Raw genomic sequence first — 26,016 nt, 5'->3', positions numbered from 1 at the left:
GGCGCGCTCAGCGTGCCGCCGCGCGCAGGCGCCGTTCTCGCAGCAGCGACCAGACGAGGCCCAGAGCCAGGCCGAGGGCGCCACCGATGATCAGGAAGTTGATCTTGCGCGGCCACACCGGACGCTTGGTCACCTCGATGCCGCCCATGGGGCGTGTATTGAAGGTCCGCTCCGGGCTCGACTGTTCGAGCAGATACGAGGCCCGGCGCTTGAGGTCGCGCAGTTCCTTGTCGTTACGATCGATCAGCTGGTTCAGCAGCACGGACTCGGAGAACTGTCCACGCAGGCCCTCCTTCAAACGTTCCTGCGCCAGCGTGCTCAGTTGCTTCTGGCGGTTCTCCGCCGCGGTCACGTCGCGCGCGACCTGCGCATTTTCGGCGGCGATACGTTTGAGCGAAGGCTCGGCGAGCTTCAGATGCTCCAGAATCAATTGATCCTGATAGGCCTGAATCACGCGCTGTGCCATCTCGGGCGAGGTGCCGCGCACGCTGATCTCGAGCAACTCGGCATTCCGGATCAACCGCGCATTGATGCTCGCGCGCAGCAGGTCGGTATCGCGATTGACGTTGGGCGCCGTCGGCAGGTTGAGCCGTTGCAGGACGGCGTCCTGAAACTGCTCGAGCCGCACCCGTTCCACCGCGCGCGCGGTCGGTTCGATCACCGCGAGCTGCGGCTGGTCGTTCTCCGTGCTGTAGAACAATTGACCCACCTGCATGATCGTGCTGGCCTGCCACTGTTTCGGCAGCGCCATTGCCACGAGGACCGCGATGATCGCGCCGAGCACGGGCAGGCCCAATAGCCGGTATTTGTGGCGGAAGATGAAATCGATACCTTCTCCGGCGGTCAGGCCGTCACCTCGAAGCGTCGCGGGGCGCGCCGGTTGCAAATTGTCAGTCATCTTGAGCAGCAAATTATTCCGGCGCGATGCGCAAGCGCGAGGCCGGAAACTACATGGGTTATAAAAATCGCGCGGGCCCGGTCGCCATCAGGCAGACCGTTACGCTTTCAGGCACTCATTCGCATCTGGGCATGATGCTCGGGTTCGCGGTATTCAGGCACCAGCGTCGAAAGCACGGCGATCGCACTGTCCTGATCGAACGTGTCGCACGCGCGGCGCAATTCCGTGGCCGAGCGTACCACCTCGTTCCATGGCAGCTTGCGCTCGTGTGCGCGCATGATTTTCGGATGCTCGCTCGGTTCGGCGCTATCGCCGATGAGAAGTTCCTCGTAAAGCTTTTCGCCGGGGCGTAATCCGACGACCTTGATCTCGATGTCGCCATCGGGATGTTGCGCCGTGCATTCGCTGTAGCCCGAGAGGCGGATCATCTTCCGGGCCAGGTCGATAATACGCACGGGCTCGCCCATATCGAGCACGAACACTTCGCCGCCCTTCGCCATGGCACCCGCCTGAATGACGAGCTGCGCGGCTTCCGGAATCAGCATGAAATAACGCGTGATATCGGCATGCGTGAGCGTAATGGGGCCACCCGCGCTGATCTGCTTCTCGAAGAGCGGGACCACCGAACCGGACGACCCGAGCACGTTGCCAAAGCGCACCATCGAGAAACAGGTGTCGGCAAAGTAATCGGTGGCCGCCTGGAACACCAGTTCCGCGGCGCGCTTGGTCGTCCCCATGATGTTCGTGGGCCGCACGGCCTTGTCCGTGGAGACCAGCACGCACGCTTCCACACCGGAATTGCCCGCGGCCTGCGCGACCGCATAGGATCCCAGCACGTTGTTGGCCACGCCCTGCAGAACGTTGCTCTCGACGATCGGCACATGCTTGTACGCGGCCGCGTGATAGACCGTCTGCACCTTCTCGGTCGTCATCACGTGCGTCAGCAGCGATTCGTTCTTGACCGATCCCAGCACGGTTACCAGCCGCGTCGTCGGGAACTTCAGCGACAGCTCCGATTCGATCGCATAGAGGTTGTATTCGGAGTGATCGAACAGCACCAGCGCCTTGGGCGCCTGCGTCATGATCTGCCGGCAGAGCTCGCTGCCGATGGAGCCGCCGGCGCCCGTCACCATGACCGTCTTGCCAGTGATGCAGCGCGCGAACAGATCGGCGCGCGGCGGCACCTGGTCGCGGCCCAGCAGATCGCTCGGCTCCACCGCGCGAATCGCCGAGATCGCGGTCTGCCCGTCGACAAGGCCCGTCATGCCCGGCAGCACCCGGACCGGCACGGCATAGCATTCGAGCGTCGAAATGATCTCGGTCACACGCGACGGCCGCGCGGAAGGAATCGCCACCACGATCACGGAAATCCGATCGCGATCGATCCGATGGCGAATCTGGTCGGGCGACACGACCCGAATGCCGGAGACCGACTTGCCCCAGAGCGCCTGGTGATCGTCGACAAAACAGACGGCGTCATATTCGCGGCTGTTTTGCATCGCCTGGGCCAGCTGCGCGCCGGCCTCGCCCGCGCCGTAGATCATCGCGCGCTGGCGGAATCGGGCCGGACCGACGGAAATGCGGCGCGAAAGCGAACGGGCCGCGAATCGCGATACCGTCAGATAGGCAAACGCCACGAGCCAGAAAATGCCAAGCGAGGTCCGCGGCAGACCCGCCTGCCCGAACAACAGCATGATGCCGTAGGCCGCCAGCACGACCACGCCAAGGCCCATGCCGATAATCAGCACCACACGCAGTTCGATAAACCGGATCACCGCGCCATACAGGCCCGTGCGAACGAAGAACGCCAGCGCCACCGCCGTCATCATGCCGGCAAAAATCAGCGACGTGGCATTGACGACATGAAAACTGCCGAGGCGAAGCCCCAGCGCGATCATGAAGCAGATCGGCAGGGCGATCGTATCCACCGCCACCGTCAAGGCACGCTTGGCTGGACGCGAAAGGTTAACGAGGTGGCGTAGCATCGATGTAATTTCTTGCTTCCCGATAAGAAGTGGAGCAGCGGGTTATCTCGTCAATGAGACACGCCGTCCCGCTTCAAAACCTTTAACGCGGTCAAAATTATAATCCTAAGATCGAAAACCAACGACTGACGCGCCAGATATTCGGCGTCGTAATTGACCTTGGTCGCGATCGGCAGATCGTCCCGGCCATTGATCTGGGCCCAGCCGGTCAGCCCCGGACGAATCTTCTCCACGCCGCGCTCGGTGCGCAGCGCAATCAGGTCGTCCTGGTTATACAGCGCGGGACGCGGCCCGACAAAGCTCATATCCCCGACGAGGATGCTCCACAGCTGCGGAATCTCGTCGAGGCTCGACTTGCGAAGGAAACCGCCGATCGGCGTCAGGAACGAATTCGGATCGTTCAGCAAATGCGTGGCGACCACGGGCGTATCGATACGCATCGATCGGAACTTCGGCATCCGGAAAATACGATTATCCCGGCCGACGCGGTCGGACCAATACAGCGCGGGACCGCGCGACGTCAGTTTCACCAGCACCGCGACGATCACGAACGGAATCGCCAGCACGAGCGAAGCAAAGACTGCAAGGCAAAAATCGAAGAGACGTTTCATTATTTCCTGCTCTCCACGACATGGCGCGCGGATTCGGCAAGCTTGTCACTGGCACTGTATGGCGGATGCCACCCGAGCACGCGCTGCAAAGCGGACGCATCGACCTGGAGCGACCCCAGCACCCGGCGTGCCGCCTCCCCCTTCCCGAGCATCCCGGCGGCCAGCAGCATCAGCGCGGGCGGCACCGGCAGCAGCCGCGCCGGACGCCCCGTGCCACGCGCGATCGCGCGAACGAGCTCGGGCGTGGACAGATCCTGGCCGTCCGACACGAGGAAGGTGTGGCCAGCGGCGGCCTCGTGCGTGGCGCAGGCGATCAGCGCGGAGCACAGGTTATCCACAGCGACCAGGCTGCGTTTGTTGCGTACCAGACCGAACGGCAACGGCATGCCCCGTCCAATGGCCTGGACGAGCCGAAGGAAGTTAGCCTTTACTCCCGGCCCATAGATCAACGGCGGCCGGACGATCACTACCTCCAGCCCCGTCTCCTGGCTCAGGCGGGCCAGTGCCTGCTCGGCTTCCCATTTGGAGATACCGTAGGGATCGGTGGGCGCCGGCGGATCCTCGGGCGTGAACGGCCGTGCGTCGGTGGACTCGCCATTGACCTTGATCGAACTCACGAACACGAAACGGCGCACGCCCGCCACGGCTGCCTGCCGGGCGAGGTTCAGCGTGCCGTCCGTATTGATGGCGCGAAACAGCGCGAGCGGATCGGCCGCCGTTTCGTGCATCACGTGCGCGCGGTTGGCCAGATGGATGATCGCGGAAACGCCTTCCAGCGCCGGGTGCCAGTCCGTCTGTCCGTCGATGTCGCCGATCGCGATCTGATGGCCGTCCGTCGCGGACGCGCGCTCGCGCACCGTCCCCGCGTACGGCTGGCCGGACGCGGACAACTGCGCCACCAGCGCCTTGCCGACAAACCCGTTCGCGCCCGTTACTAGAATTCTGCCCATTGCATCCGCCGATGTTTCCCGTTCAGCCACTCCGCGCTCCCCACAGACCGAACAGCCGCCGGGCGCGAGTCCGCAGGACGTCCGAGCGGAGGTCCCTGCGGTACTTCAACGCGTTGGGGAGGAATCGCGTCAGGCCGGAAGCCGCCAGACCCGGCGCTTGACGAAGTCCGTGTAGCTGACGATGATCCGCAGCACCTTGTCGGACACGTTATCGGGCTCGTAGTCGCTCACCAGACGCAGCGCGCGCGCTTCGCCACGCGGCTGCGCCGCGAGAATGTCGAGCGCCTGCATGGCCCGGTCCACGTTCATGCCGACGAACATCACCGCCGCTTCCTCGAAGCCTTCCGGGCGCTCGTGCACTTCGCGCAGGTTCAGCGCGGGGAAGTTCAGGATCGACGATTCCTCGGTGATCGTGCCGCTATCCGACAGCACGGCGCGCGCGTTCGTCTGCAGCTTGATGTAGTCGAGGAAACCGAACGGCTTGTGGAACACGACGCGCGGATCGGCCTCGAGGCCCAGTGCGTCCATGCGCTTGCGCGTACGCGGGTGCGTGGAGACGATCACCGGCTCGTCGTAGCGGCGCGCGATGGCGCTGAGCATCTCGATCAGCTTGCGCAGCTGCTCGGGCGAATCGACATTCTCCTCGCGGTGCGAACTCACGACGAAGTAATGGCCGGCGCGCAGGTCCAGGCGCGTCAGCACGTCGGACGCATTGATGCCGTCCTGATAGTGCTCGATGACCTCGCGCATCGGGCTGCCCGTCTTGATCACCTGATCGGGTGGCAGGCCTTCGCGCAGCAGATACTCGCGCGCGATCTCGCTGTAGGTCAGGTTGATATCGGCGATATGGTCGACGATACGGCGGTTGATTTCCTCGGGCACGCGGAAATCGAAACAGCGGTTGCCGGCTTCCATATGGAAGATCGGCACCTTGCGGCGCTTGGCCGCGATGGCGGCAAGCGCGCTGTTGGTATCGCCGAGCAGCAGCAGCGCGTCCGGCTTCAGCGTCTCGAGGATCTTGTCGGCGGCAATGATGACCTGCCCGATCGTCTCGGCCGCGGTCGCGCCAGCGGCCTCCAGGAAGTGGTCCGGCTTGCGAATGCCGAGGTCGCTGAAGAAGACCTCGTTCAGCTCGTAATCGTAGTTCTGGCCCGTATGCACGAGCGTGTGTTCGCAATAGCGATCGAGCTTGTCGATCACGCGCGACAGACGAATGATCTCGGGGCGCGTACCGACGACGGTCAGGACCTTAAGCATTGATGGCCTCCCGCACGATATCGAGCTGCAGCAGGACGTCCTTGACCTGCGGCACGGTCAGGCGATGCGTGTTGTGCGACGTATAGTCGTCGATCTCCGAGATCTCGGTCTCGCCCTCGACGAAGTACTTGTTGTAGTTCAGGTCGCGCGAGTCGGCCGGGATGCGATAGTAGCCGCCGAGGTCGTCGGCGCGCGCCATTTCCTCGCGCGACACCAGCGACTCGTACAGCTTCTCGCCATGGCGGGTACCGATGACCTTCAGTTCGCTGTCGCCCTTCAGCAGTTCCTTGAGCGCGAGCGCGAGATCGCCCACGGTCGAGGCGGGCGCCTTCTGCACGAAGATATCGCCCGGCCGCGCGTGTTCGAACGCATACAGCACCAGGTCCACCGACTCCTCGAGGGACATCAGGAAACGCGTCATGTTCGGGTCCGTCAGCGTCAGCGGCAGGCCTTTCTGCAGCTGGCTGAGGAACAGCGGAATCACGGAGCCGCGCGAGGCCATCACGTTGCCGTAGCGCGTGGCGCTCAGCACCGTCTTGCCCGGATCGCACAGCCGCGACTTGGCGACCATGACCTTTTCCATCATGGCCTTGGAGATGCCCATCGCGTTGATGGGGTAGACCGCCTTGTCGGTGCTCAGCACCACGCAGCGGCTCACCTCGTTGGCAATCGCCGCGCGCATGACGTTCTCCGCGCCCACCACGTTGGTCCGCACGGCCTCCATCGGGTAGAACTCGCACGACGGCACCTGCTTGAGCGCCGCCGCGTGGAACACGTAGTCCACACCGCGCAACGCGTCGTGCACGGCATCGTATTCGCGGACATCGCCGATATAGAACTTGACCTTGTCGTTCTTCAGCGCGATGCGCATGTCCTCCTGCTTCTTCTCGTCGCGGCTGAACACGCGGATCTCGGCGAAATCGGAGTTCAGAAAACGATTGAGGACCGCGTTGCCGAAGGAACCGGTACCGCCGGTGATGAGAAGCGTCTTATCTTTAAACATGTCTTGTCAGGGTAACCGTTGAAAACGCGGCCTCAGCCGAACTTCGCCATCGTGTCGACCAGCGCGGGCCATGCGGGCGGGGCATAGCCCGTCGCCGCACGGAAGCGGGCCGAATCCAGCGAGCGATCGATGACGAATCCGTCGTCGGGCACAATCTCGATCTCTTTCCGATATGCGGCCGCAACGAGCTTCAGCAGATCGTACTTCGCGATCGGCTCCGCCGACACGTGATACAGACCGTGCAGTTCCGGACGCGGCAGTACGAACTCGCTGATGACGCGCGCCAGTTCCACGGTAGGCAGCCCCGAGAACACCGCGCGCGTAAAGCCCTTCACACTGCCTTGCTGGGACAGGAACCAGCCGACGAGCGCGTTGGCACTGTCGAGCTCGTGGCCGATGATCGAGGTCCGCAGCGTGATGGCGTGCGGATAATCGACTTCACCGAGATACTTGCTGCGGCCATAGAGGTCCTTGGCATCGGAGGCGTCTTCCTCACGATACAGGCCCTTGGCGCCGGAATAGACGCAGTCCGTGCTCACGTGCACAAGGCGTGCGTTCGCTACCGCACAGATGCGCGCGAGCCGATGCGGCAGCTCCGCATTGATCGGCAGCGCCGACAGCGGATCGTTCGCCTGCGCCAGCTGCTTGATCAGGCCGATGCAGTTGATGACCACGTCGGGACGCACGGTGGCGAATGCCGACAGCAGGCTATCCACATTCTCGACATCCACACCCGTCAGAATCGCATCGTGCAGCGATGGGTCGAAGTGCCGGCGCACCGCCCCGGACCGCGCGGTGCCGATCACCTGGAAACGCTGCGGCTGTTCGGCAAAATGCCGGAAGACGGCGTTGCCGAGCATTCCGGACACACCCAGTACCATGACCCTCATGGGCGATCTAGTTATCATGATTCCCTTCTATTCGAATTTGAGTCCGAATCCATATGCTTCCAGCGCTGGCGGACCGCGGCCCGAAACCGGGCAACGAGCTGGTTCGCCAATGCTGCAGGTTCGAAATGCCGGGCGTAATAGGCGCGTCCCGCATCGCCCATGGCCTGTCGCGCGTCCGGTGAAGCGGACTTGAGCGCGTGGATCGCGGCGGCCAGCGCCGCGGCATCCTCCGCGGGACACGCCACGCCAGCACCAGACTCCTGCACAACGCGCGCACCCTCGCCGTCCATGGATGCGATGACCGGCCGTCCCGCCGCCAGGTACGCCTGGACCTTGCTGGGTACGGTTTGCTCCATGATCGGACTGCGCACGAGGCTGACGAGCAGCGCATCCGCCTGCGCAAGAATCTGTGGCATGTCGTCGGGAGCGTAACGACCCGGCAACGAAACATTGTGCAGATTCCGACGCGCAATCTCGTCTTCCAGCCACTTCAGCCGGCTTCCATCGCCAACCAGCGTGAACCGTATGGCGCTATCTCGCCGCAGTTGCTCGGCGGCGTCAAGCACTGTTTCAAGTGCTTGCACAGTCCCGAGGTTGCCCGCAAACACCACATTGAACCCGGGATCCAGCACCAGCGCGGCCGGGCCGGCAGGCGTCCTGCCCATGGCCCGCTCGCCCGGGTTGGGATGATAGACCACCTCGGTCCCACCGGAAAGCGCCCGCACGGTGGGGACGAACGCCTCCGACTGGGTGAGCAGCAGATCATTTTTCCGGTAGATCCAGCGGACCACGTGCTCGACCATCGACAGCGCGGTCTTGTTGCGTACGAAGCCCGTGACTTCCAGGCTCTGCGGCCAGAGATCCTGCACCCATGTCACGAGCGCGGCACGGCACGTGCTGCGCAGCACGATCGCGGGAATCGCCTGAAGAATCGGCGAGACCGCGTAGACGAAGATCACGTCGAACCGCTTGCGTCGCAATTGCCACGCGCCGAACAACGCGCCGTTCATCACGAACGAAAGATAGTTGCCGACCAGCCGGAGGGCGCCGCCCGGTCCACGCGGCATCAGCGGAACGCGGTAGATGTCGTAGCCGGCCGGATGACGCTCCACGCCCCACCCGGTAGCCCGGTAGCCCGGGAAAACCTCGCCCCGGGGATAGTTGGGCTGGCCGCTCAGGACGGTGACCTCGCAACCCGCCTCCTGCAGCGATTCCACCACCTCGTTGATACGGAACGACTCCGGCCAGTAATGCTGGCTGACGACGAGCACCTTCATGACAGAAGCTTCTCGCGGAACGCCGCGGCCGAGAAGAAAGGTCCCGGAAGTGGGCCTTCGCCTTCCACGAATCGCGTGACCGCATGCGCGATCGAATACGGCGATGTCGGGTCGAACGTCTGCGCCGGACGGCACACGTCGCGAACGAAGTCCCGCTCCGCCGCGAGGACCGGCTTGTTCAGCGCGCTGGCCTCGAGCATGGGCAGCCCGAACGTTTCCGCGATCGACGGGAAGATCAGCGCACTGGACGCCGACAGGCGCGCGAGCACGTCGTCGCGGCTGAGCCGGCCCAGCGCGCGGACCGCGCCCGCGCGCGCGCGCGGCACGCCCGCCGCCGCGAGCATCGCGTCGAGTTCGTCTTGATCGAGCGTCAGCCACAGTTGCGCGTCGTGCCCGGCGTCGTGCAGCAGGGCCCACGCGCGCAGCAGGTTCACATGGTTCTTGTGACCCACGGTGTCGGCCGGGTAGAAAAATACCTTGTCTTGCCACGCATGCGGCGCGGCCGGGCTGCCGCCGTCCATCGACGAGACCATCCGATGGAGCGCGCCGTCCAGCAGGGGCACGACCCGCACCGTCACCGCCGGATACAGTCGATGGAAGCTGTGCGCCATCGTCGGCGTCTGCACCCAGACCTCGTCGCTATGGCCGATCGCGAACCGGAACCACGCGCGCTCGAGAACGATGCGCAGCCGCGTGACGGGGGTATACCGGATGCCGGCGTGGGCGCCGACGAAATGCGGCGCATGGACGTAGGTAACGACGCGGGCCCGCGACCGCGTCAGCGGTGGCAGGCTGTTGAAGCAGAGGAGCACCTCGTCCTCGCGGCCTTCGCGTGCGGCGCGGAGGGACGAAAGCATGCGGGCAGCAAAGCTGCGCCGGACGGAACGCGTCGGCGTACCTTCGGGCACGCCGACCTGGCTCGCGCTCACGCGCGCATCGATTTCAATTGACCGCAGGTCACCGCTCGCACCCTCCAGAAGGGCTTTCAGCAGAACCAGACCTCCGCCCGAATTGATACCAAAGGCACTGATCCGGAGGCCCCGGATCGGAATGTCGGTCTCTGCCAACTATATTGACCTGTTATCGGGAGAAAGGCGAATGATACCTCATGCGCCAGGCCCGGCGGCTGGCATGGCGCCCCCCGCGAGCAATGCCCGGGACCGGCGTTGCCAGAACAGCTGGGCCGCGACCATGAAGAACGCCACACAGGTCTCCGCCGACTGAAAAATCTGATTATTGGCGGGGATATAGAAGAACAGCACGATCATCATGAACGTCATCAGCAGCCACGGCGCACCGAGCGTCGTGAGCGACCGGCCCCACGACAAACCGAGCAGGTAGGCGAATCCCCCCAACACCAACAGTGCGCCCGAGAATCCGAAGTCGGAGGCAAGCCATGGGTAGATCGAATGCCAGAGCGTGAACATGCCCCAGCCGGTCTGCTCCTCCAGTTGGCCGGGCAACGAGCCCGCCGTGAAGCTGGTGGTGCCGAATATCGCATCGGCATTGCGCGCCATGAACATCGAATTGCCGAAGCCGAGCGTGCTGTGATAATCGATGTCGAACGCCATGGACAGCGCGTAGTAGCCCTGCCCGACATATCGCGTAATGGACTCGAACGTGATGCGGCCGGCATCGCCGAGCATGAGCGAGATGGGATGCTGCGAATCCGCGTACAGCAATCCGGCGCCCGTATTGATCACGCCGAGCTCGCCCACGCCGCCCTCCCGCTGCGCCTGCCCCATGCCGAAGAACTGGAGGAACAGGAAAAACAGCAGGATAAAGACCGGAATCAGGACACTGCGCGGGATGCGGAAACGCAGTGTCCTGGCGGCGACGCCCAGCAGGACCAGCCACGGCAGGGTCACGACGAAGTCCGCGAAGCCCTTGTTCGTGCCCGTCGCGATATAGACCGACAGGTTGAACAGGATGGCCACGCACGCGACCCAGCGGAACTGGCTCGAGAGCCGCCCCCACAAGACTACCGTCAGCGGAAACACGGCCATGAGGTATGGCGCCACGGCGATGCGCAGGTACTCCACGATCTGATAGGCGTTGCCCTCGTCCAGCCGCGCAAGATTGCGGTTGTAGGCGCCGCCCGTGTCGCGCAGCCCGTCGAGCACGTCAGGCAGCACGGTGCCCGTGCGTGACAGGGAAGTCGGAATCAGCAGCACCAGCGTGACCACGAGCGCACGGCGCAGGAAACCGATCGTGCGGGCGATCTCCGCCTCGCGCTGCACCGGCGTGAGCATCGAGTTGCGCACACCGCTCCAGGACATGCCGTAGCCGATCGCGATGATCGCCTGCGCGCTCAGCAGGTAACCCACCAGCAGCAACGGATGACCATCCGCCCACGGCCACGGGCCGAAGAAGAAGAGTGCGACGGTCAGGCCGAGATAGCACTGGAAGAAAACGAGGGGCGCAAGCCAGGCACGGCGCAGCGTCGACAACTCCATCGTCCGTTATCCTTTCATCAGCGTGCGAATCCTGTAGAGCGCGATTCGCGCAGGCTTGCTCACCACGTTGCGCACAAGCCGCAGCTTGTAACCTGCCGCGCGCAGCGGCGGATGGCGCTCGCATGCCTGCCTGTAAAAATGATTGCCGCGCGACAGCCGCCCGGACCGGAACGCATTGCGCGCGAGAACGAATAGCGCGTGGCCATAGGCTTCGTCCTTGCGCGCGGCAATTTCCGCGGGAACGTCGGGCGTCGCGAAATAGCTGTCGAGCACATGCAGATACTCCATGCTCGTCTGTTCCGACACATCACTATAGGAGATCGATCGCGGATGCATGCGATATCCGGCCAATGTCTCCGGCACGAAGTGGAACGAGCCATAACGCGCGAGGCGGATCCAGAACTCCCGGTCCGGGGCGAGCCGCAACTCGGGTTTCCAGCCGCCCGCCTGCTCGAACGCATCGCGACGGAAGACCGCGCCCGGGCCGATATAGCACTCCTGCCGGATCACCAGATCCGCGAGGTCGAAGGGCCGGCAGACGTTGCGCTTGATGACGCTGGAGGTCTGGTCGATCAGGTCGCAGTCGGGAAAGGCGCAGACCCGCGTGGGATCGTCCTCGAGCGCCTGCACCAGCCTGGCGATCGCATCGGGGTAAAGAATGTCGTCGGAACTGAGGTACGCGAGATAGGTGCCGCGCGCGGCCGCCCAACCTTTGTTGAGCGTGCGCGCCTGCCCCATGTTGGCCTGCGATTCGATGTGCGCGCGGTCCTTGTACGGCTCCAGCACACGCTTCGTGTCGTCCGTCGAGCCATCGTCGAGAACGATGTATTCGATATTCGGATACGTTTGCGTCAGCACGCTCTCGATCGTCTCGGCCACATACTGTGCCTGATTGAACGTAGGCGTGACGATGGTCACCAGGGGTTGCGCGCTCGTGGTCATGTATCGAATGGGCTCGGAAAAATTCAGCTACCGGTATTGCGGGAGGCGGCGTACCTGGCACGGTAGGCCATCAGCATGGCCACCGGCTTCGTGCAAAGCACGGCAAGACCGATGCCGATCGACACCCACAGCACCCGCAGCCACGGATTGTCGAACAGCGCCCCCGCGAACGTCAGCGCGGCGAGCAGGGACAGCGTGACCACGTGCCGGTTGATGAAGTATGTGCGCGGCTGGCGCAGGATCGGCGCGCTCAGGAAGAACAGCGTGCAGGCATCGATCACCATGCGCAGCAGCCAGGCCCATGCCGCGCCCGTCACGCCGAACGTGCGCGCGAGCAGCCACAGGCTGAGCAGATAGATGGGCAGGATGCCGCAGTGGAGCAAGGCGGTCGTTCGCGGCTGCCCGGCGCTCTGGATCAGCGTGTACGGAATCTGCGCCATGCAGTTGATCAGGATGCTGACCGCGAAGATCTGCAGCAGCAGCGTGCTGTGCGAAGCGAATTCGGCGTTGATCCAGAGCGTCAGCAGTTCGTTGCCGAACAGGACCAGCACCGCCGTGATGGGAAGCACGGTGATGTACAGCGCAGTGAGGCTCGCCCGGACGAGGCCGAGGTTATCCGCGTCCGGGTCCGCCATCCGCGCGGCGAATGCCGGGAACAGGACGGCCGTCACGGCGCCCGGAATGATCCAGATCTTGGTCACCATCTCGTTCGGCGTCGCGTAGTAGGCCACGGCGCTGGCGGACACCACCGCGCCGATGACGAAGCGGTCGACGTAGCCCATGATCGGGCTGATGATGTTGCTGACCGTGAGCCAGCCGCCCGACGATGCCAGTTGCTTCATCTCCGCGCGGCCCACATGGAGGCGGCGCTGTGCGGGCGTGAGGACGCGCCATGCGAACACGGCATGCACCACGCAGCCGACCATGCGCCCCAGCGCGAGCACGAGCGCGATGACGTCCAGACCGGGATTGCCGTGCCAGACCACCGCCAGCGGCCCAAGAAAGGTGAACAGGCCCAAGGGCAGCCGGATCGCATTGACGATGCCAAACGCCGACTTGGCCTCGAGCACGCCGCGAAACCCCGACGTGAGGATGATCGACGGCATCGCGAAGGCCATCGCATAGACCGCGCGAATGGCCTCGCCGCGATCCGGAACGCTCTTGATGAGATCGACGCCCCAGGGTGCGCCGAGCGCGAGGGCGATACCGGCCACCACGCCGAGCACGGCCATCAGCACGGTAGCCGTCGCCGTCAGCGGGCCGATCGAGTCGTCGTCGCCGCGGGCGAACGCCAGGGACAGCTGCTGCGTCAGCGCGCGGCCCAGCCCGAGGTCGAACAGGCCGAAGTAGCTGACCACGGCCCATACCATCGTCAGCAACCCGAACCTGCTCGGACCGAGTGCCGCGATCAGCGGTGGGATCGTGACGATCGCCACCAGCAGCGGTGCCCCCAGACCGATCAGATTGAAAGTCGTATGACGCAATAACATGGATGTTCTATTCACCGGGTCGGCAATTCGCGACCACTTGCGGCTGTGCGGGGCCGCAAATTATCGCACACCCGGCTACATGGATTTTCCGCGTTATCGTGCGAGCGCAGCCTCCAGCACATTCACCACGCGGCGCTGCTCTTCCTCGGTCAGACCGACCCAGAGCGGCAGGCGGACCAGCCGCTCCGACTGACGCACCGTCATGTCGAGGGAGCCATGCACGCGGCCGAAGCGTTCTCCCGCGGGCGACGAATGCAACGGCACGTAGTGGAACACGCAATTGATATTCGCCGCCTTGAGCGCGGACAACACCCGCTGCCGGTCGATGCGCGGGTCCAGCAGCACATAGTACATATGCGCGTTATGCACGCATTCGGCGGGCACGATCGGCCGGCGCAGATATCCGGACGCCTCGAGCGGCGCCACCATGGCGTGATACCGGTCCCAGATATCGAGCCGTTTGCGGGTAATGGCCTCGGCCTGCTCGAGCTGCGCCCAGAGAAAAGCCGCGATCAGTTCGCCCGGCAGGAACGACGAACCCACGTCCTGCCACGTGTACTTGTCCACCTCGCCCCGGAAAAACCGGCTGCGGTCGGTGCCTTTCTCCCGGATGACCTCGGCGCGCAGCGCGAGCTTCGGGTCGTTGACCAGCAGCGCGCCACCCTCGCCCGAGATCACGTTCTTCGTTTCGTGGAAGCTGAACGCGCCCAGGTCGCCGATGGCGCCCAGCATACGTCCCTTGTAGCTGGCCATGACGCCCTGCGCGGCATCTTCGACGACGCGCAGCCCATGCCTCGCGGCGATATCGAGAATGGTGTCCATCTCGCAGCCGACGCCGGCGTAGTGCACCGGCACGATCGCGCGCGTGCGCGGCGTGATGGCGGCCTCGATCAGGCGCTCGTCCAGGTTCAGCGTGTCTTCGCGAATATCGACGAACACCGGCACGCCACCGCGCAGCACGAACGCGTTCGCCGTCGACACGAACGTGTACGACGGCATGATGATCTCGTCGCCCGGCTTGATATCGAGGAGCAGTGCCGTCATCTCGAGCGCAGCCGTGCAGGAATGCGTCAGGAGCGCCTTCTTGCAGCCCGTGCTGGCCTCGATCCACTCATGGCAGCGGCGCGTGAACGTGCCGTCGCCGGCCAGCTTGAAATCGCGCTCGACCTGCTCGATGTAGGTGAATTCCTTGCCCGTGACATAGGGCCGATTGAACGCGATCTTCCTGTCTTGACTCACCGTTGACTCCCTCGGGTATGCGTTGTGATGTGATGCCCTGCCATGCGGTCAGATTTTTCGCAGGCGGCTGCTCGGTACGCGCGAGCGCTCGGTGCCCGCTCCCAGGTACACCCCCTCCGCGGCCGCGTCCTCCAGCAGCAATACGCCGGCACCGATCACGCAGCGCTCGCCGAGGGTCACGTGATCGCGAATGGTCGCGTTCACGCCAATAAAGCTCTGCTCGCCGATCTTGACGCCGCCGGAGACCACGACGTGGGAGGCGAGGAAGCAATGATCGCCGATCGACGAATGATGGCCGATGTGATTGCCGCTCCAGAGCGTGACGTTGTTGCCGATCACCGTGAACGGCTGGATCACGTTGCCTTCGAGCACGAAGCAGTTCTCGCCGATCGCGCCGTCGTTGAGGACCATCGCGCGGGAGCTCACGTAACTCGCCATCGGATAGCCCATGTCCTTCGCGGCCAGGTACTTGTCCTTGCGCAGCGCATTCAGCTTTGCATAGCTGAGGGCAATGAACATCGCATGCGTGGACGGATCGTACTGCGCCGCCACATCCTCGAACGGCACCACGGGCAGGCCGCGGAACTCAGGCGCGCCCATGAACGCACGGTCCACCGTGAAGGCCACGACCTCGTAATCGGAGTCGTTCCGGAAGTAGTACAGCGCCAGTTCCGCGATGTCGCCGGCACCAAAGATGACGAGTGGTTTTTTCATCAGCTTTTCCTCACGAGGATCGTGAACTCATAGAGCTCGTAATCGTGAAGCAGCGCCACGTTGCGCGCGTAGCGGCGCTTGCACATGTCGAACAGCAGGCACGGATCCGCATAATAGAGCGTGTCGCGCATCTTCTCCGCGTCGGAGTAGGACGTCAGGCAGTTGAATGCGAATCCGAGGCGGCTGGTGCGATCGAGGACGTCGAGCGTCGCCTTGACGTAGGCAAGCCACTCTTCGTCGCCGCGCCCGAGCCGCACGTTGAAGATGCCGCTGGCAATACCATAGTCGGCCACGCGATCGGGTTCGCTGGCCACCACGAACCGCGTGTCGGCGCGCTCGCCTGCCCGTTGCCGCGCGGTGTCGATCATCGAGGCCGCGATGTCATACCCCGCGAAATCGAATGCGGGAAAGACGCCGCGCAGATAGTCGTTGAGCGCGCCGTAGCCGCAGCCGAGATCGTTGATGCTGAAGGGGGCGTCGCCGGCAATGATGCGCGACAGCTGGGCAAAGCGCAGGTGCTGGCTTTCCGCGCCGTTCCAGTCGACGCCGCGCGGCGTGTCGCCATGCTCGGCAAGGCGGGCCGCATAGTAGCCGGCTACCTCGCCCAGCAGTTCCGTGTTGTCGCCCTGCATCTCAATTCCCCCCAATGGATACGGTCCGGTCGGCCAGCTGGCCGTCCGCGTTCCGCACGTATTTCATGTATTTCGGTGCTTCGCGTCCGCAATTGAACAACAGGTCCAGGATCGTCACGCCATGCGTGAATTCGCCCCATTGCTGCGGATATGCAGGATACCCTGCGTACTCGAACCACTCCACCGCCACGCCCCGGCTCGAAAAGACTTCATCGTCGATGTAATCGCGCGCGGCCGGCCCGGAGATATAGGTCGATGCGCCCGCCTGCACGCAAAGGTCCGCCAGACGCTCGCTCTTGCCGTCCGCCAGCACATAGTCCCACGAGTTGGTGATGCGCGTGCCGATGCCCAGGTAGCCGCAGATGGCTTCGATAAACAGCCGGTTGAGCTGCGACAGCGAACCGGGTGCCCGCTCCAGATAGAGCGGCTCGAGCCATTGCGCGATCTCCGTGAAGCAGGCGGCGCGCCGGTAGTTCTGTGCCAGCGCCTTCCAGTGATCCCTGGCCCAGTCGGTGCCGTCGATCTCGGTATCGCGAATACGCTGATCGTACTTCCCCTTTACCTGCACGGGCACGGTCAGCCATTGCACGCCTTGCGGGGTCTTGATCTGATTGCGGTTGCGCCAGTCGCGGCGCGTGTACTGCATGTCATCGTAGAGAATGAACTCGTCGACGGCGGCAATCATGTCGAAGTAGCCCTTCCACGGAATGTAGTTGGACTGGACGATTGCGATCTTCTTCATGGGTGTTGCTCCTCGATATCGACACCGCGTCGCGCTCCCTCGCACGCGGCGCGCGCCACCTCGAACGGCCGGCGCGGCTTCAGGTATTGCTGCGTCTTGACAGGGGTGAAGCCACCCACCACCGGGGCGGTCTCGAACCGGCCCACGACGTCGTAGTCCGTTTCGATACTGGCGCCAAAATGCTTCAGCAGCGCGCCCGACAGCTTCACGGGCCCGTCGGGCTCCGCGAGAATCCAGGCGCGGGCGAGTTCGTCGCAGCTCACGCCCGCGAGAATGTCTCGCGCGATCGCCTCGCTGCCCGTGTATCCGGGGTAGTTGCCGGTAATCCATGCCTGCCCCGTGCTCCGCGCGCCGATCACGAACAGCAGGCCGGGCGAGTGGCCCGTCAGGTCGATCATCGGCGTATCGTAGGCAAATCCCGCCTTGCGCGCGGCATCGATCGCGTCGGTCGTGTACTTGCCATGCGTCGGCGCGAGCCGCAGTACGCCGCCGCGCGCCCCGAGATCGACACGATAGTCGTCCTTGTCCAGCGGAAGCGGCTGATAGTAAGGCCCCTGCATGCCACTGTGCACCTGGGTCACGACGATCAGTTGCGCCCCTATCGCCAGCGGCAGCAGCAGGCCCACGACGCCGCGCCGTGCCGTAGCGGGCGCCAGCAGCACGAGCGCGCCCAGTATCCAGAAGATGCCGACCAGGCAGGCGAACCACCAGTAGTTGTTGCTGGTGCCGAACGCAAACCCATGCGGCAGCAGGATGAACACGACAAACAGCGCCCAGTGCCGGCGCGAGATCGCGCGCAACGGCGAATGGGGCAGCAACAGCGCGAGCAGTATCGTGGCCAGCGGTACGGCCAGCAGCATCAGATGCTGGAACTCGCCGAACTCGGTCGGCTTCTCGGGAATCCCGAGGACGATCACCGCGTCCGCGACCAGCGCGGCCAGCACGAGCAAGAGGCCGAGCCCGCGGACGATCGCGAGGCGGGAACTCAGCAGATAGGCAGCGCCGCCGATGAACATGACGCCCCACGCCAAGGCCTCCCGCGACTTCGGGTCGAGCTCGAACGCATCGATGCGCAGCATCTTCAGCATCGAATAGCCGGTATTGAGCCGCGAAGCGTTGGCGGCCCCTTGCTGGAGCCGGTGCACGAAGCCAGTCAGCGAACCGTCGATGGCCAGTGCGGCCATCACGCAGCCGGCCGCGGCCGTTGCCACGGCGATCGCGAGCATGCGCCAGCGAAGCTTGCCGGCAATGGCCAGATAGATCAGGACACACGCGCCCGTGACCGCGGCCGTGGTCGGCTTGGCAAGAAATACCAGCGTGCCGCCCAGGCCGATCACGATCCAGCCCGCGACGCTGCGCGGGCTGGCCTCGCGCTGCGCCAGCAGCATGCCCGCCACGGTCACCATGACGCCCTGGAAGGCCAGCCAGTTATAGCTGGGCGTCGGCAGCCACAGGCGCAGGAACATCAGCGACACGGTCGCGAACGCGGCCGCGACGATCCACCTCGACCAGCGCGGCATCGCCGCGGCGCCGAAAATCTCGGCCAGGCACACTGCCGCCACCCACCAGGTCAGCCCGAACGTCAGCAGGATGTTTCCCTGCCGCAGCGCCGCGATGCCGCCATGCACGAGCAGGTACAGCGGGTGATAGACAAAGCCGAACTGGGTTGGCGAGACGGTGTACCGATCGGGCGCGGCGATCGAGACGAGGTAGTAGCCTTCGTCGGCGAAATCGAGTCCGAAACGACAGAACCACAATATCCACCCGAGGATGGCGAGCGACGCGGCGGCGGAAGCGACGAGCGCGACGCGCACGCCCGGCGAAAGAGCAGGCTGGCGGACGGCGGCTTCACGCATAGACTTCGGCGGTGGCAAACGGGGATGCGGCGCGATCCTTGTCGGACAGCAGCAGATGATCGACGTCGGGCCAGTCGATGCCAAGGGCCGGATCGTTCCAGAGGATGGACCGCTCCGACGCCGCGTCGTAGTAGTCGGTGACCTTGTACGACACTTCGGCGAATTCGGACAGCACGAGGAAGCCGTGCGCGAAGCCCGCCGGAATCCACGTCATCTCGTGGTCGTCGGCACGCAGGCGATGGCCGGTCCATTGCCCGAACGTGGGCGAGGCGCGCCGGATATCGACCGCGACATCGTAGATTTCCCCCTCGGTCACGCGCACCAGCTTGCCCTGCGGGCGCGCCAGCTGGTAATGCAGGCCGCGCAGCGTGCCGCGCGACGACCGCGAATGATTGTCCTGAACGAACTCAGGATCGACGCCCGCCGCCGCCGCGAACACGCGGCGGTTGTAGCCCTCGAAGAACCAGCCGCGCGCGTCGGCATGCACCGCCGGCTGCAGGATCAGTACCTCGGGGATGGCGGTTTGCAACACCTTCATGCGCGCGACTCCGCGAGCAGCGTCTGCAGATACCGGCCATAGCTGTTCTTGCGCAGCGGATCGGCCAGCGCGGACAGTTCCTCGTCGCTGATCCAGTGCGCGCGCCACGCGATTTCCTCGGGGCAGCAGACCTTCTGGCCCTGGCGATGCTCGATGGTCTGGATGAACTGGCTCGCTTCCAGCATCGACTCGTGCGTACCGGTGTCGAGCCACGCGTAGCCGCGGCTCATGACTTCGACATCGAGGCGGCCACGCTCGAGATACCAGCGGTTGATATCGGTGATCTCGAGTTCCCCGCGCGCCGACGGGCGAACGTTGCGGGCGACGTCGATCACGTCGTTGTCATAGAAGTACAGGCCCGTGACCGCATAGTTGGAACGCGGCGCCGTAGGCTTTTCCTCGAGATGGATGGCCTTGCCGCGGCTGTCGAACTGGACCACGCCATAGCGCTCGGGGTCCTGCACGCGATAGGCGAACGCCGTGGCGCCGGACGTCGCGGCCGACGCGCGCCGCAGCATGCTCACGAGATCGTGGCCATAGAAGATGTTGTCGCCGAGTACCAGCGCGGCGGGCGAGTCGCCGAGGAACTCGGCGCCGATCACGAATGCCTGGGCCAGCCCGTCCGGCGAGGGTTGCACCGCGTACGAGAAATTGACGCCCCACTGCTCGCCCGATCCCAGCAGCTGCTCGAAGCGCGGCGTATCCTGCGGCGTCGAGATGATCAGGATGTCGCGGATATTGGCCAGCATCAGCGTGCTGAGCGGATAGTAGATCAGTGGCTTGTCGTAAATCGGCAGCAGCTGCTTGGACACCGCCAGCGTTGCCGGATAAAGACGGGTGCCGGATCCGCCGGCCAGGATAATGCCTTTTCTTGTCATCGCCTTACCATGAACGAGGTAGTTGGTCGAACAGACGGCTCAGTCCGTCTTGCCACGCAGGCATATGCAGTCCGAATGTGCGCGCGAGCTTCGACGTATCGAGCCGCGAATCGCGCGGTCTGCGCGCGGCGGCCGCGCGCGCCGCGCTGTCGGCCGGTTCCACGGCATCGGGCCGTGCGCGCAGCGGCACGCCCTGCCGCTCGGCGCGCGCGAGTATCTCGCACGCGAACGCATGCCAGTTGGTCGCACCCTCCGGCGCGACATGGTAAACGCCGGACGGAAACGCACCACCCCCACATCGCATGGCATCGCGCAGCGCATGCGCGGCAACGTCGGCCAGCAATGCGGCGGATGTGGGCGTCCCGACCTGATCCGCCACCACCTGCAGCCGCGCCTGTTCGCGGGCCGCACGCAGGATCGTCCTGACGAAATTGCTGCCGTGCACGCCGTAGATCCAGCCGGCGCGCAGGATCAGATGCGCACCGCCGGCCCCGGCCACGGCGGCATCGCCGGCGGCCTTGCTCTCTCCATAGACGGACAGGGGACGCGTAGCATCGTCCTCGACGTAAGGCGCGCCCTTCTCTCCGTCATACACGTAATCGGACGACACATGCACGAGCGGGATCGCACGCGATGCGGCGAAGCGCGCCATGACCTCCGGCGAGCGCGCATTGACTGCCCATGCCGTGGCGCGATCGTGCTCGGCCGCATCGACCGCGGTATAACCGGCCGCGTTCACGATGACGTCGGCATCGAAGCGTCGCAGGGCGTGCTCGAGGCCGTCCGGTCGCGCCAGGTCGCAGTCGTCGCGCGATGGCGCCACGACCGGGCCCAGCAGCGCGAGGCTGCGGCGCAATTCGAACCCCACCTGTCCGCTGCCGCCGAGCAGCAGGATCCGCGCAGGCGCCGACACGCTAGCCAGCATAGTGCTTGCGCACCCAGTTGCGATACTCGCCCGACGTGACCCCCTCGATCCACTCCGTGTTGTCGAGGTACCAGTGCACGGTGCGGCGCAGGCCGCTCTCGAACGTTTCCACGGGCGTCCAGCCGACCTCGCGCTGAATCTTGCGCGCATCGATGGCATAACGGCGATCGTGGCCGGGCCGATCCTTGACGAACGTGATCTGGTCCCGATAGCTGCCCTGCGCCTTTGGCCGCAGCGCGTCCAGGAGGTCGCACAACGTGTGCACGACATCGAGGTTGGTCTTCTCGTTCCAGCCGCCCACGTTGTACGTTTCCCCGACGGTGCCGCCGGCAAGTACCGTGCGAATGGCACTGCAATGATCGGTGACGTAAAGCCAGTCGCGCACGTTCAGGCCGTCGCCGTAGACGGGCAGCGGCTTGCCCGCGAGCGCGTTCACGATCATCAGCGGCAGCAGCTTCTCCGGAAACTGGTACGGCCCGTAGTTGTTCGAACAGTTGGTCGTGAGCACCGGCAAACCGTACGAGTGATGGTACGACCTGACCAGATGATCGGAAGCGGCCTTCGAGGCCGAATACGGGCTGTTCGGGGCGTAAGGCGTGGTTTCGGTAAAGGGCGCCGCGTCCGGTGTCAGCGAGCCGTAAACCTCGTCGGTGGACACATGCAGGAACCGGAACCCGTCGCGCTCGCCGGAGGACGCCTCGAGCGAAGTCCAATAGGCGCGGGCTGCCTCGAGCAGCGTAAAGGTCCCCACGACGTTGGTCTCGATAAAGACGCCCGGTCCGTGAAGCGAGCGATCGACGTGGCTCTCCGCCGCAAAATGCACGATCGCGCGCGGCCGGTATTCGGCGAGCAATCTGTCCATCGCCGCACGATCGCCGATATCGGCCTGCACGAAGATATGGCGGGGGTCTTTCTCGACCGCGCTGAGGCTCTGCAGGTTGCCGGCGTAGGTCAGCTTGTCCACATTGACCACGGCATCCGCTTCGGGATCGCGCAGCCAGTCGAGAACGAAGTTCGCGCCGATAAAGCCAGCGCCGCCGGTAACGAGAATATGAGACAACGTGGAAACCTCTGAATGGTTTGCGAGTGAATGCATCGATCGTACCGAGGGCGATCCGGAGCACGCACTGTCGATCGATATTCGCCTCGCGCTGTGTTGGCGCTGAGTTGGCGTATTCTATCCGACCCTGCGGCGGCTTCAGGCATATCGCGCGCGCCGCTGCCTCCATGCAATGACTCCACATGACAGACACGTCCACCGGCACGTTCGCACTGGGCGACCTTCAGGGTTGCGCATCTTCGCTGACGGCATTGCTCGAGAAGCTGCCGCCTCACGCCCGGTTACGCTTCGTCGGCGACCTCGTCAACCGCGGCCCGGCCTCGCTGGAAACCCTTCGCATCGTCCGCGCACTGGGATCGCGTGCCGAATCGGTGCTCGGCAACCACGATATCCATCTGCTGGCGGTCTCCATCGGCGTCCGCAAGAAGGGCAAGTCGGATACCCTCGATGATATCCTCAGCGCGCCCGATCGTGCGGAAATCATCACATGGCTCCGTCATCGTCCGATGGCGATCCGCGAGGCGGGCTTTCTGATCGTCCATGCCGGCGTGCTGCCGCAATGGACCGCCACGCAGGTCATGGATCTGGCCGCGGAAGTCGAAGCGGAATTGCAGGGATCCAACTGGGAAGGGTTTCTCGCCGACGTATTCGGCAACGCCGCGGACCGCTGGCATGACGGCCTGCGCGGCATCGAGCGCCATCGCGTCATCGTCAACGCGTTGACGCGGCTGCGCTTCTGCCGCGCCGACGGCGTCATGGATCTCAAGATGAAGGAAGGGCCCGGCAATGCGCCGGAAGGCCTGATGCCGTGGTTCGACGTGCCCGGCCGCCGCACGGCCGACGTCACCATGGTCTGCGGCCACTGGTCCACGCTTGGCCTGGTGATGCGGCCGGACCTGATGGCGCTGGATACGGGCTGCATCTGGGGCGGGCAACTGACGGCGGCGAAGCTGGCCGCGGACCCCGCCGCGCGACAGACGATCCACGTCGGCTGCCCGGTCTCGCGCGACCCGCTCGCCGCGGACTAGTCCAGCACGGCGAGGCCGATACCGCTCGCTCCGTAACCGTTGCCGTTGTAGAGCATGTACCGGTGCCCCTTGTGGTCGAACACGAAGGGGTACTCGATCATTTCGGCATCCCAGCCGCTCTCCGAGACATCGATGCCGCTCTCGTCGTCGCGGCGCTCCCACGTCACGCCATCGAGCGACTCGGCATAGCCAATCCGATAGGCATCGGTACGATGCGAATACCACATGCGCCACATGTCCGGATCGCGGATCACGGAAGGGCGGGAAATGGCGACCTCGCGTTCGCCGGCAAAGTCGATCGCGATCGTGCCGTCGCGCTTCCACGCGATGCCATCGGTCGAGGTCGCGTACTTGATGTGATAGCGATGTTCGAGGCCGGCCGCGGTCTGGCGCCATTCCGTGCACGAGAGATACCACATGCGCCATGCATCGCCATCGCGCAGGACGCAGCAGCTTGCACAGAAGTGGGGCTCGTCCGGCGTGCGATCGACGATCGGGCCACGTGCGTAGCGCTGGAACGTGCCGGATGCCGGGGCCGCCGTCGCCAGTCCGATGGCATTGCGGAATGGCACGGTCACGCCCAGGTTCCAGCCGATGTAGTACAGCATGTCGCGGTCAGGGCCCGCCACGAGCCATGTCGCCATGGCGCCGCTGTCGTCGAACGCGCCGAGCTCTCCCGGGGACAGCACCGGATCCGTCGCCACGGCCAGAACGCGGTCAGGCTGTGTCATGTCGATATCGAAATAGCCCGTGTGGCTACGATTCTGACCATCGCGCGAACTGAAGTAGATGCGATAGCGATCGTCCTGCAACTGCTGGGCGATCGGCACGGATGCATGACTGCGCATCCACGGTTGAGATCCGTCTGGGCAAAAAATCCGGCCCAGCTTTCGCCATCGCATGCTTGTCCTTGGTTATCAACGCTGGCCTGACCGTGCACCATGCATGGCTTAGCGGCCGGCCTTCTGCATCCGAGATGCCAGATAGGCTTCCACCGAGGCGGGCTCGACATAATTGAATCCGAGTAAATCCCGCGCTTCCGCCGACAATATCCCCTCATTCATTACCGCAGGCAACTGGATCTGTTGTTTGAAGAAAGGAATCGTGAATACATGGTTGACTGCGCGACGGGGATCGGGTGTGCGATTCGCTCCGCCGGTATGGAACAGCATGCAATCGAGCACGATAAAAGATCCTGCCTTGGCAGATATCTGAATCTTGTTGCGCTGTACGAACGCGTCCGATCCCATTGCCTCGCTTCGGTGCGAGCCGGGCAGCACGTACGTTGCACCATTCTCGACCGTAAAATCGTCGAGGCAGAATAAGGCGTTGATCGCCAGCGGCCGCGTCGAAACAAAATGCTGGTAAGGCAGGTCCCGGTGCCATTTGCCCTGATTGTATTTCTCGAAGGGCGGATTGATGATGCCGTTCTGCTGATTCAGCATGTACTTGCCTTCGATCAGCAGCTTCAGCGTGGCATGCAGATCGGGGTTGAGCGCAAGCTGGAGAAACGCGTCTTCTCCCTGCGTCAGCAGGGCCCGGATCGTATTGAACTCGTCCGTCGCACGCAGCCGATCTTCGCCGTGCCGCTCCACGTAGCGGGCACGCGCGCGATCGAATGCCGCCGACAGTGCCGCGACCGTTTCCGGCGTGCAGGCATCCTCGAGTACCGCATACCCGCGCTCCCGCACTTCCTCCGCCACCAGCTCGTGGCGCGAGCTCGTTTGCCGCTGGCGTAACACGCCATAAGATTCGACCGGTTCCGTCATTGTTGTTCTCCAAGTCATGTTTGATGGCCAGGCGCCGGAAATCTGGATCTGGCAGGGCCCTGGGGGACCCTATCGGGAAGCCGCGGGCTCCGCGATCGCCGCCGGCAGGGCACCGGCGTCCTGCTGCATATCGGTGGCCGGGCTGCCACCGCGCAGCTCCACCACCACCGCCCGCGCCGCTTCCGCGAGCTCGCGACGGCCCAGGCCTTCTGGCCGCAGTTCCTCTCCGATCGTCAGCCGCGCCTTGATCTTCGGCGCGCGCAGGATGGCATCGAGACATTGCAGCAGCGTGATGTCGTCGATATACGCGGGCGCAAGCGCGAGCTCGCCCGTGGCCGCGTCGATGTAGCTGAGGCCGACGGGCTGCACGGGGAGATCGCCCGCGATCGGCGCCTGCAGCAGGTTCGCGTGGAACGGCAATACCTTCGAGCCGTCGGTCGTGGTGCCTTCGGGGAACACGCCGACCAGGTCGCCCTGCTTCATCTCGTCCGCAATCTGGTGCAGCACGCGGTGCGCGTCGCGCTTGCTCGCGCGTTCGATGAAGATCGTGCCGGTCTTGTCGCACAGCCAGCCGATCACGGGCCAGCCGCGGATCTCGGACTTCGCGACGAAGCGCGTCGGCTCCCAGCAGTGGATCACGTAGATGTCGAGCCACGAGATATGGTTCGACACCAGCATGGCCCCATGCGGCAACGCGCGGCTCGCGCGCCTGTCCTCCACCTCGAGTTCGACGCCGCAGATCGCCAGCATCCTCCGCGACCAGTTGCGGATGCGACGGCGGCGGGCCTCCTTGCCGATCCACGGAAAGACCGTGGCACAGACCAGCATCCCGTGCAGGATATGCAGGAACAGGACAAGCTTGCGCAGTGCGATCAT

The 26,016-nt window shown here is 64.5% G+C and carries 25 protein-coding genes; 1 reads left to right on the top strand and 24 read right to left on the bottom strand.

The window, feature by feature from the left end; all coding sequences use genetic code 11:
* Positions 1-7 precede the first annotated feature (7 nt).
* The 21 genes from AAHB16_RS19765 to rfbB all read right to left on the bottom strand — a co-directional run bounded on the left by AAHB16_RS19765 (position 8) and on the right by rfbB (position 22,343).
* Positions 8-898 carry a chain-length determining protein gene (locus AAHB16_RS19765; RefSeq protein WP_150372626.1) on the bottom strand — a complete coding sequence of 297 codons (891 nt, stop codon included), beginning with the start codon at positions 896-898 and terminating at the stop codon, positions 8-10.
* Between the two features lie 107 nt (positions 899-1,005).
* Positions 1,006-2,826: a polysaccharide biosynthesis protein gene (locus AAHB16_RS19760; RefSeq protein WP_342051793.1), complete on the bottom strand. Its 1,821-nt coding sequence runs from the start codon at positions 2,824-2,826 to the stop codon at positions 1,006-1,008.
* 107 nt (positions 2,827-2,933) lie between these two features.
* Positions 2,934-3,494 (bottom strand): sugar transferase, encoded by a 561-nt coding sequence (locus AAHB16_RS19755; protein WP_150372628.1) that lies wholly within the window; start codon positions 3,492-3,494, stop codon positions 2,934-2,936.
* On the bottom strand, positions 3,494-4,444 hold the full coding sequence (locus AAHB16_RS19750) for a UDP-glucose 4-epimerase family protein (RefSeq protein ID WP_342051792.1): 951 nt from the start codon (positions 4,442-4,444) through the stop codon (positions 3,494-3,496). Before AAHB16_RS19750 ends, AAHB16_RS19755 begins: the two co-directional genes overlap by 1 nt.
* Before the next feature lie 129 nt (positions 4,445-4,573).
* Complete coding sequence (gene wecB / locus AAHB16_RS19745) at positions 4,574-5,701, bottom strand: non-hydrolyzing UDP-N-acetylglucosamine 2-epimerase (RefSeq protein ID WP_150372630.1); 1,128 nt, start codon at positions 5,699-5,701, stop codon at positions 4,574-4,576.
* Complete coding sequence (locus AAHB16_RS19740) at positions 5,694-6,704, bottom strand: polysaccharide biosynthesis protein (protein WP_342051791.1); 1,011 nt, start codon at positions 6,702-6,704, stop codon at positions 5,694-5,696. Before AAHB16_RS19740 ends, wecB begins: the two co-directional genes overlap by 8 nt.
* A 32-nt stretch (positions 6,705-6,736) precedes the next feature.
* Positions 6,737-7,594: a dTDP-4-dehydrorhamnose reductase family protein gene (locus AAHB16_RS19735; RefSeq protein ID WP_150372632.1), complete on the bottom strand. Its 858-nt coding sequence runs from the start codon at positions 7,592-7,594 to the stop codon at positions 6,737-6,739.
* A gap of 14 nt (positions 7,595-7,608) precedes the next feature.
* Complete coding sequence (locus AAHB16_RS19730; RefSeq protein ID WP_342051790.1) at positions 7,609-8,871, bottom strand: glycosyltransferase family 4 protein; 1,263 nt, start codon at positions 8,869-8,871, stop codon at positions 7,609-7,611.
* On the bottom strand, positions 8,868-9,800 hold the full coding sequence (locus AAHB16_RS19725; protein WP_342051789.1) for a glycosyltransferase: 933 nt from the start codon (positions 9,798-9,800) through the stop codon (positions 8,868-8,870). The genes AAHB16_RS19730 and AAHB16_RS19725 overlap by 4 nt, the downstream gene beginning before the upstream one ends.
* Positions 9,801-9,977: 177 nt before the next feature.
* A complete protein-coding gene (locus AAHB16_RS19720; protein ID WP_342051788.1) occupies positions 9,978-11,327 on the bottom strand; it encodes a hypothetical protein in 1,350 nt (449 codons plus the stop codon).
* Positions 11,328-11,333: 6 nt separating this feature from the next.
* The gene (locus AAHB16_RS19715) at positions 11,334-12,269 is read right to left on the bottom strand and encodes a glycosyltransferase (protein WP_150372636.1); all 936 of its coding nucleotides are present in this window, start codon (positions 12,267-12,269) and stop codon (positions 11,334-11,336) included.
* A 23-nt stretch (positions 12,270-12,292) separates the two neighbouring features.
* The gene (locus AAHB16_RS19710; RefSeq protein WP_342051787.1) at positions 12,293-13,759 is read right to left on the bottom strand and encodes a flippase; all 1,467 of its coding nucleotides are present in this window, start codon (positions 13,757-13,759) and stop codon (positions 12,293-12,295) included.
* A 93-nt stretch (positions 13,760-13,852) separates the two neighbouring features.
* Positions 13,853-14,998 carry a dTDP-4-amino-4,6-dideoxygalactose transaminase gene (gene rffA, locus AAHB16_RS19705; protein ID WP_342051786.1) on the bottom strand — a complete coding sequence of 382 codons (1,146 nt, stop codon included), beginning with the start codon at positions 14,996-14,998 and terminating at the stop codon, positions 13,853-13,855.
* 48 nt (positions 14,999-15,046) lie between these two features.
* Positions 15,047-15,712: an acetyltransferase gene (locus AAHB16_RS19700; RefSeq protein WP_150372639.1), complete on the bottom strand. Its 666-nt coding sequence runs from the start codon at positions 15,710-15,712 to the stop codon at positions 15,047-15,049.
* Entirely contained in the window at positions 15,712-16,344 is a 633-nt protein-coding gene (locus AAHB16_RS19695; protein WP_150372640.1) for a class I SAM-dependent methyltransferase, read from the bottom strand. Before AAHB16_RS19695 ends, AAHB16_RS19700 begins: the two co-directional genes overlap by 1 nt.
* A gap of 1 nt (position 16,345) precedes the next feature.
* A complete protein-coding gene (locus tag AAHB16_RS19690; protein ID WP_150372641.1) occupies positions 16,346-17,086 on the bottom strand; it encodes a WbqC family protein in 741 nt (246 codons plus the stop codon).
* Positions 17,083-18,942, bottom strand: coding sequence for a hypothetical protein (locus AAHB16_RS19685; RefSeq protein ID WP_150372642.1), 1,860 nt, complete (start codon positions 18,940-18,942; stop codon positions 17,083-17,085). The genes AAHB16_RS19690 and AAHB16_RS19685 overlap by 4 nt, the downstream gene beginning before the upstream one ends.
* Positions 18,935-19,480 (bottom strand): dTDP-4-dehydrorhamnose 3,5-epimerase, encoded by a 546-nt coding sequence (gene rfbC / locus AAHB16_RS19680; protein ID WP_342051785.1) that lies wholly within the window; start codon positions 19,478-19,480, stop codon positions 18,935-18,937. The genes AAHB16_RS19685 and rfbC overlap by 8 nt, the downstream gene beginning before the upstream one ends.
* Positions 19,477-20,358: a glucose-1-phosphate thymidylyltransferase RfbA gene (gene rfbA, locus AAHB16_RS19675; RefSeq protein WP_150372644.1), complete on the bottom strand. Its 882-nt coding sequence runs from the start codon at positions 20,356-20,358 to the stop codon at positions 19,477-19,479. The genes rfbC and rfbA overlap by 4 nt, the downstream gene beginning before the upstream one ends.
* Before the next feature lie 4 nt (positions 20,359-20,362).
* Positions 20,363-21,283, bottom strand: coding sequence for a dTDP-4-dehydrorhamnose reductase (gene rfbD / locus AAHB16_RS19670; protein WP_150372645.1), 921 nt, complete (start codon positions 21,281-21,283; stop codon positions 20,363-20,365).
* A complete protein-coding gene (gene rfbB, locus AAHB16_RS19665; RefSeq protein WP_342051784.1) occupies positions 21,273-22,343 on the bottom strand; it encodes a dTDP-glucose 4,6-dehydratase in 1,071 nt (356 codons plus the stop codon). Before rfbB ends, rfbD begins: the two co-directional genes overlap by 11 nt.
* Before the next feature lie 182 nt (positions 22,344-22,525).
* On the opposite strand from rfbB, the gene AAHB16_RS19660 reads away from it, so the two are divergent.
* The gene (locus AAHB16_RS19660) at positions 22,526-23,371 is read left to right on the top strand and encodes a symmetrical bis(5'-nucleosyl)-tetraphosphatase (RefSeq protein WP_342051783.1); all 846 of its coding nucleotides are present in this window, start codon (positions 22,526-22,528) and stop codon (positions 23,369-23,371) included.
* Here AAHB16_RS19660 and AAHB16_RS19655 read toward each other — a convergent pair.
* The 3 genes from AAHB16_RS19655 to AAHB16_RS19645 form a co-directional block, all read right to left on the bottom strand.
* Positions 23,368-24,219 carry a hypothetical protein gene (locus AAHB16_RS19655; RefSeq protein ID WP_223851312.1) on the bottom strand — a complete coding sequence of 284 codons (852 nt, stop codon included), beginning with the start codon at positions 24,217-24,219 and terminating at the stop codon, positions 23,368-23,370. The genes AAHB16_RS19660 and AAHB16_RS19655 overlap by 4 nt on opposite strands.
* Before the next feature lie 102 nt (positions 24,220-24,321).
* Positions 24,322-25,140: a phytanoyl-CoA dioxygenase family protein gene (locus AAHB16_RS19650; protein WP_342051782.1), complete on the bottom strand. Its 819-nt coding sequence runs from the start codon at positions 25,138-25,140 to the stop codon at positions 24,322-24,324.
* 69 nt (positions 25,141-25,209) lie between these two features.
* Positions 25,210-26,016, bottom strand: coding sequence for a lysophospholipid acyltransferase family protein (locus AAHB16_RS19645; protein WP_342051781.1), 807 nt, complete (start codon positions 26,014-26,016; stop codon positions 25,210-25,212).

The sequence above is a fragment of the Cupriavidus sp. OTU4054 genome (genome assembly GCF_038440175.1).
Taxonomy (GTDB): domain Bacteria; phylum Pseudomonadota; class Gammaproteobacteria; order Burkholderiales; family Burkholderiaceae; genus Cupriavidus; species Cupriavidus pauculus_D.
Note: the sequence above shows the minus strand (reverse complement) of the source record. Positions and strands in the feature narration are given on the sequence as shown.

What these genes read in the sequence shown, in the direction of transcription:
- AAHB16_RS19765 (WP_150372626.1), bottom strand. Translation starts at nt 898, where the DNA reads ATGACTGACAATTTGCAACCGGCGCGCCCCGCGACGCTTCGAGGTGAC.
- AAHB16_RS19755 (WP_150372628.1), bottom strand. Translation starts at nt 3,494, where the DNA reads ATGAAACGTCTCTTCGATTTTTGCCTTGCAGTCTTTGCTTCGCTCGTG.
- AAHB16_RS19750 (WP_342051792.1), bottom strand. Translation starts at nt 4,444, where the DNA reads ATGGGCAGAATTCTAGTAACGGGCGCGAACGGGTTTGTCGGCAAGGCG.
- wecB (WP_150372630.1), bottom strand. Translation starts at nt 5,701, where the DNA reads ATGCTTAAGGTCCTGACCGTCGTCGGTACGCGCCCCGAGATCATTCGT.
- AAHB16_RS19740 (WP_342051791.1), bottom strand. Translation starts at nt 6,704, where the DNA reads ATGTTTAAAGATAAGACGCTTCTCATCACCGGCGGTACCGGTTCCTTC.
- AAHB16_RS19735 (WP_150372632.1), bottom strand. Translation starts at nt 7,594, where the DNA reads ATGAGGGTCATGGTACTGGGTGTGTCCGGAATGCTCGGCAACGCCGTC.
- AAHB16_RS19730 (WP_342051790.1), bottom strand. Translation starts at nt 8,871, where the DNA reads ATGAAGGTGCTCGTCGTCAGCCAGCATTACTGGCCGGAGTCGTTCCGT.
- AAHB16_RS19720 (WP_342051788.1), bottom strand. Translation starts at nt 11,327, where the DNA reads ATGGAGTTGTCGACGCTGCGCCGTGCCTGGCTTGCGCCCCTCGTTTTC.
- AAHB16_RS19715 (WP_150372636.1), bottom strand. Translation starts at nt 12,269, where the DNA reads ATGACCACGAGCGCGCAACCCCTGGTGACCATCGTCACGCCTACGTTC.
- AAHB16_RS19710 (WP_342051787.1), bottom strand. Translation starts at nt 13,759, where the DNA reads ATGTTATTGCGTCATACGACTTTCAATCTGATCGGTCTGGGGGCACCG.
- AAHB16_RS19700 (WP_150372639.1), bottom strand. Translation starts at nt 15,712, where the DNA reads ATGAAAAAACCACTCGTCATCTTTGGTGCCGGCGACATCGCGGAACTG.
- AAHB16_RS19695 (WP_150372640.1), bottom strand. Translation starts at nt 16,344, where the DNA reads ATGCAGGGCGACAACACGGAACTGCTGGGCGAGGTAGCCGGCTACTAT.
- AAHB16_RS19690 (WP_150372641.1), bottom strand. Translation starts at nt 17,086, where the DNA reads ATGAAGAAGATCGCAATCGTCCAGTCCAACTACATTCCGTGGAAGGGC.
- AAHB16_RS19685 (WP_150372642.1), bottom strand. Translation starts at nt 18,942, where the DNA reads ATGCGTGAAGCCGCCGTCCGCCAGCCTGCTCTTTCGCCGGGCGTGCGC.
- rfbC (WP_342051785.1), bottom strand. Translation starts at nt 19,480, where the DNA reads ATGAAGGTGTTGCAAACCGCCATCCCCGAGGTACTGATCCTGCAGCCG.
- rfbA (WP_150372644.1), bottom strand. Translation starts at nt 20,358, where the DNA reads ATGACAAGAAAAGGCATTATCCTGGCCGGCGGATCCGGCACCCGTCTT.
- rfbD (WP_150372645.1), bottom strand. Translation starts at nt 21,283, where the DNA reads ATGCTGGCTAGCGTGTCGGCGCCTGCGCGGATCCTGCTGCTCGGCGGC.
- AAHB16_RS19660 (WP_342051783.1), top strand. Translation starts at nt 22,526, where the DNA reads ATGACAGACACGTCCACCGGCACGTTCGCACTGGGCGACCTTCAGGGT.
- AAHB16_RS19655 (WP_223851312.1), bottom strand. Translation starts at nt 24,219, where the DNA reads ATGCGCAGTCATGCATCCGTGCCGATCGCCCAGCAGTTGCAGGACGAT.
- AAHB16_RS19650 (WP_342051782.1), bottom strand. Translation starts at nt 25,140, where the DNA reads ATGACGGAACCGGTCGAATCTTATGGCGTGTTACGCCAGCGGCAAACG.
- AAHB16_RS19645 (WP_342051781.1), bottom strand. Translation starts at nt 26,016, where the DNA reads ATGATCGCACTGCGCAAGCTTGTCCTGTTCCTGCATATCCTGCACGGG.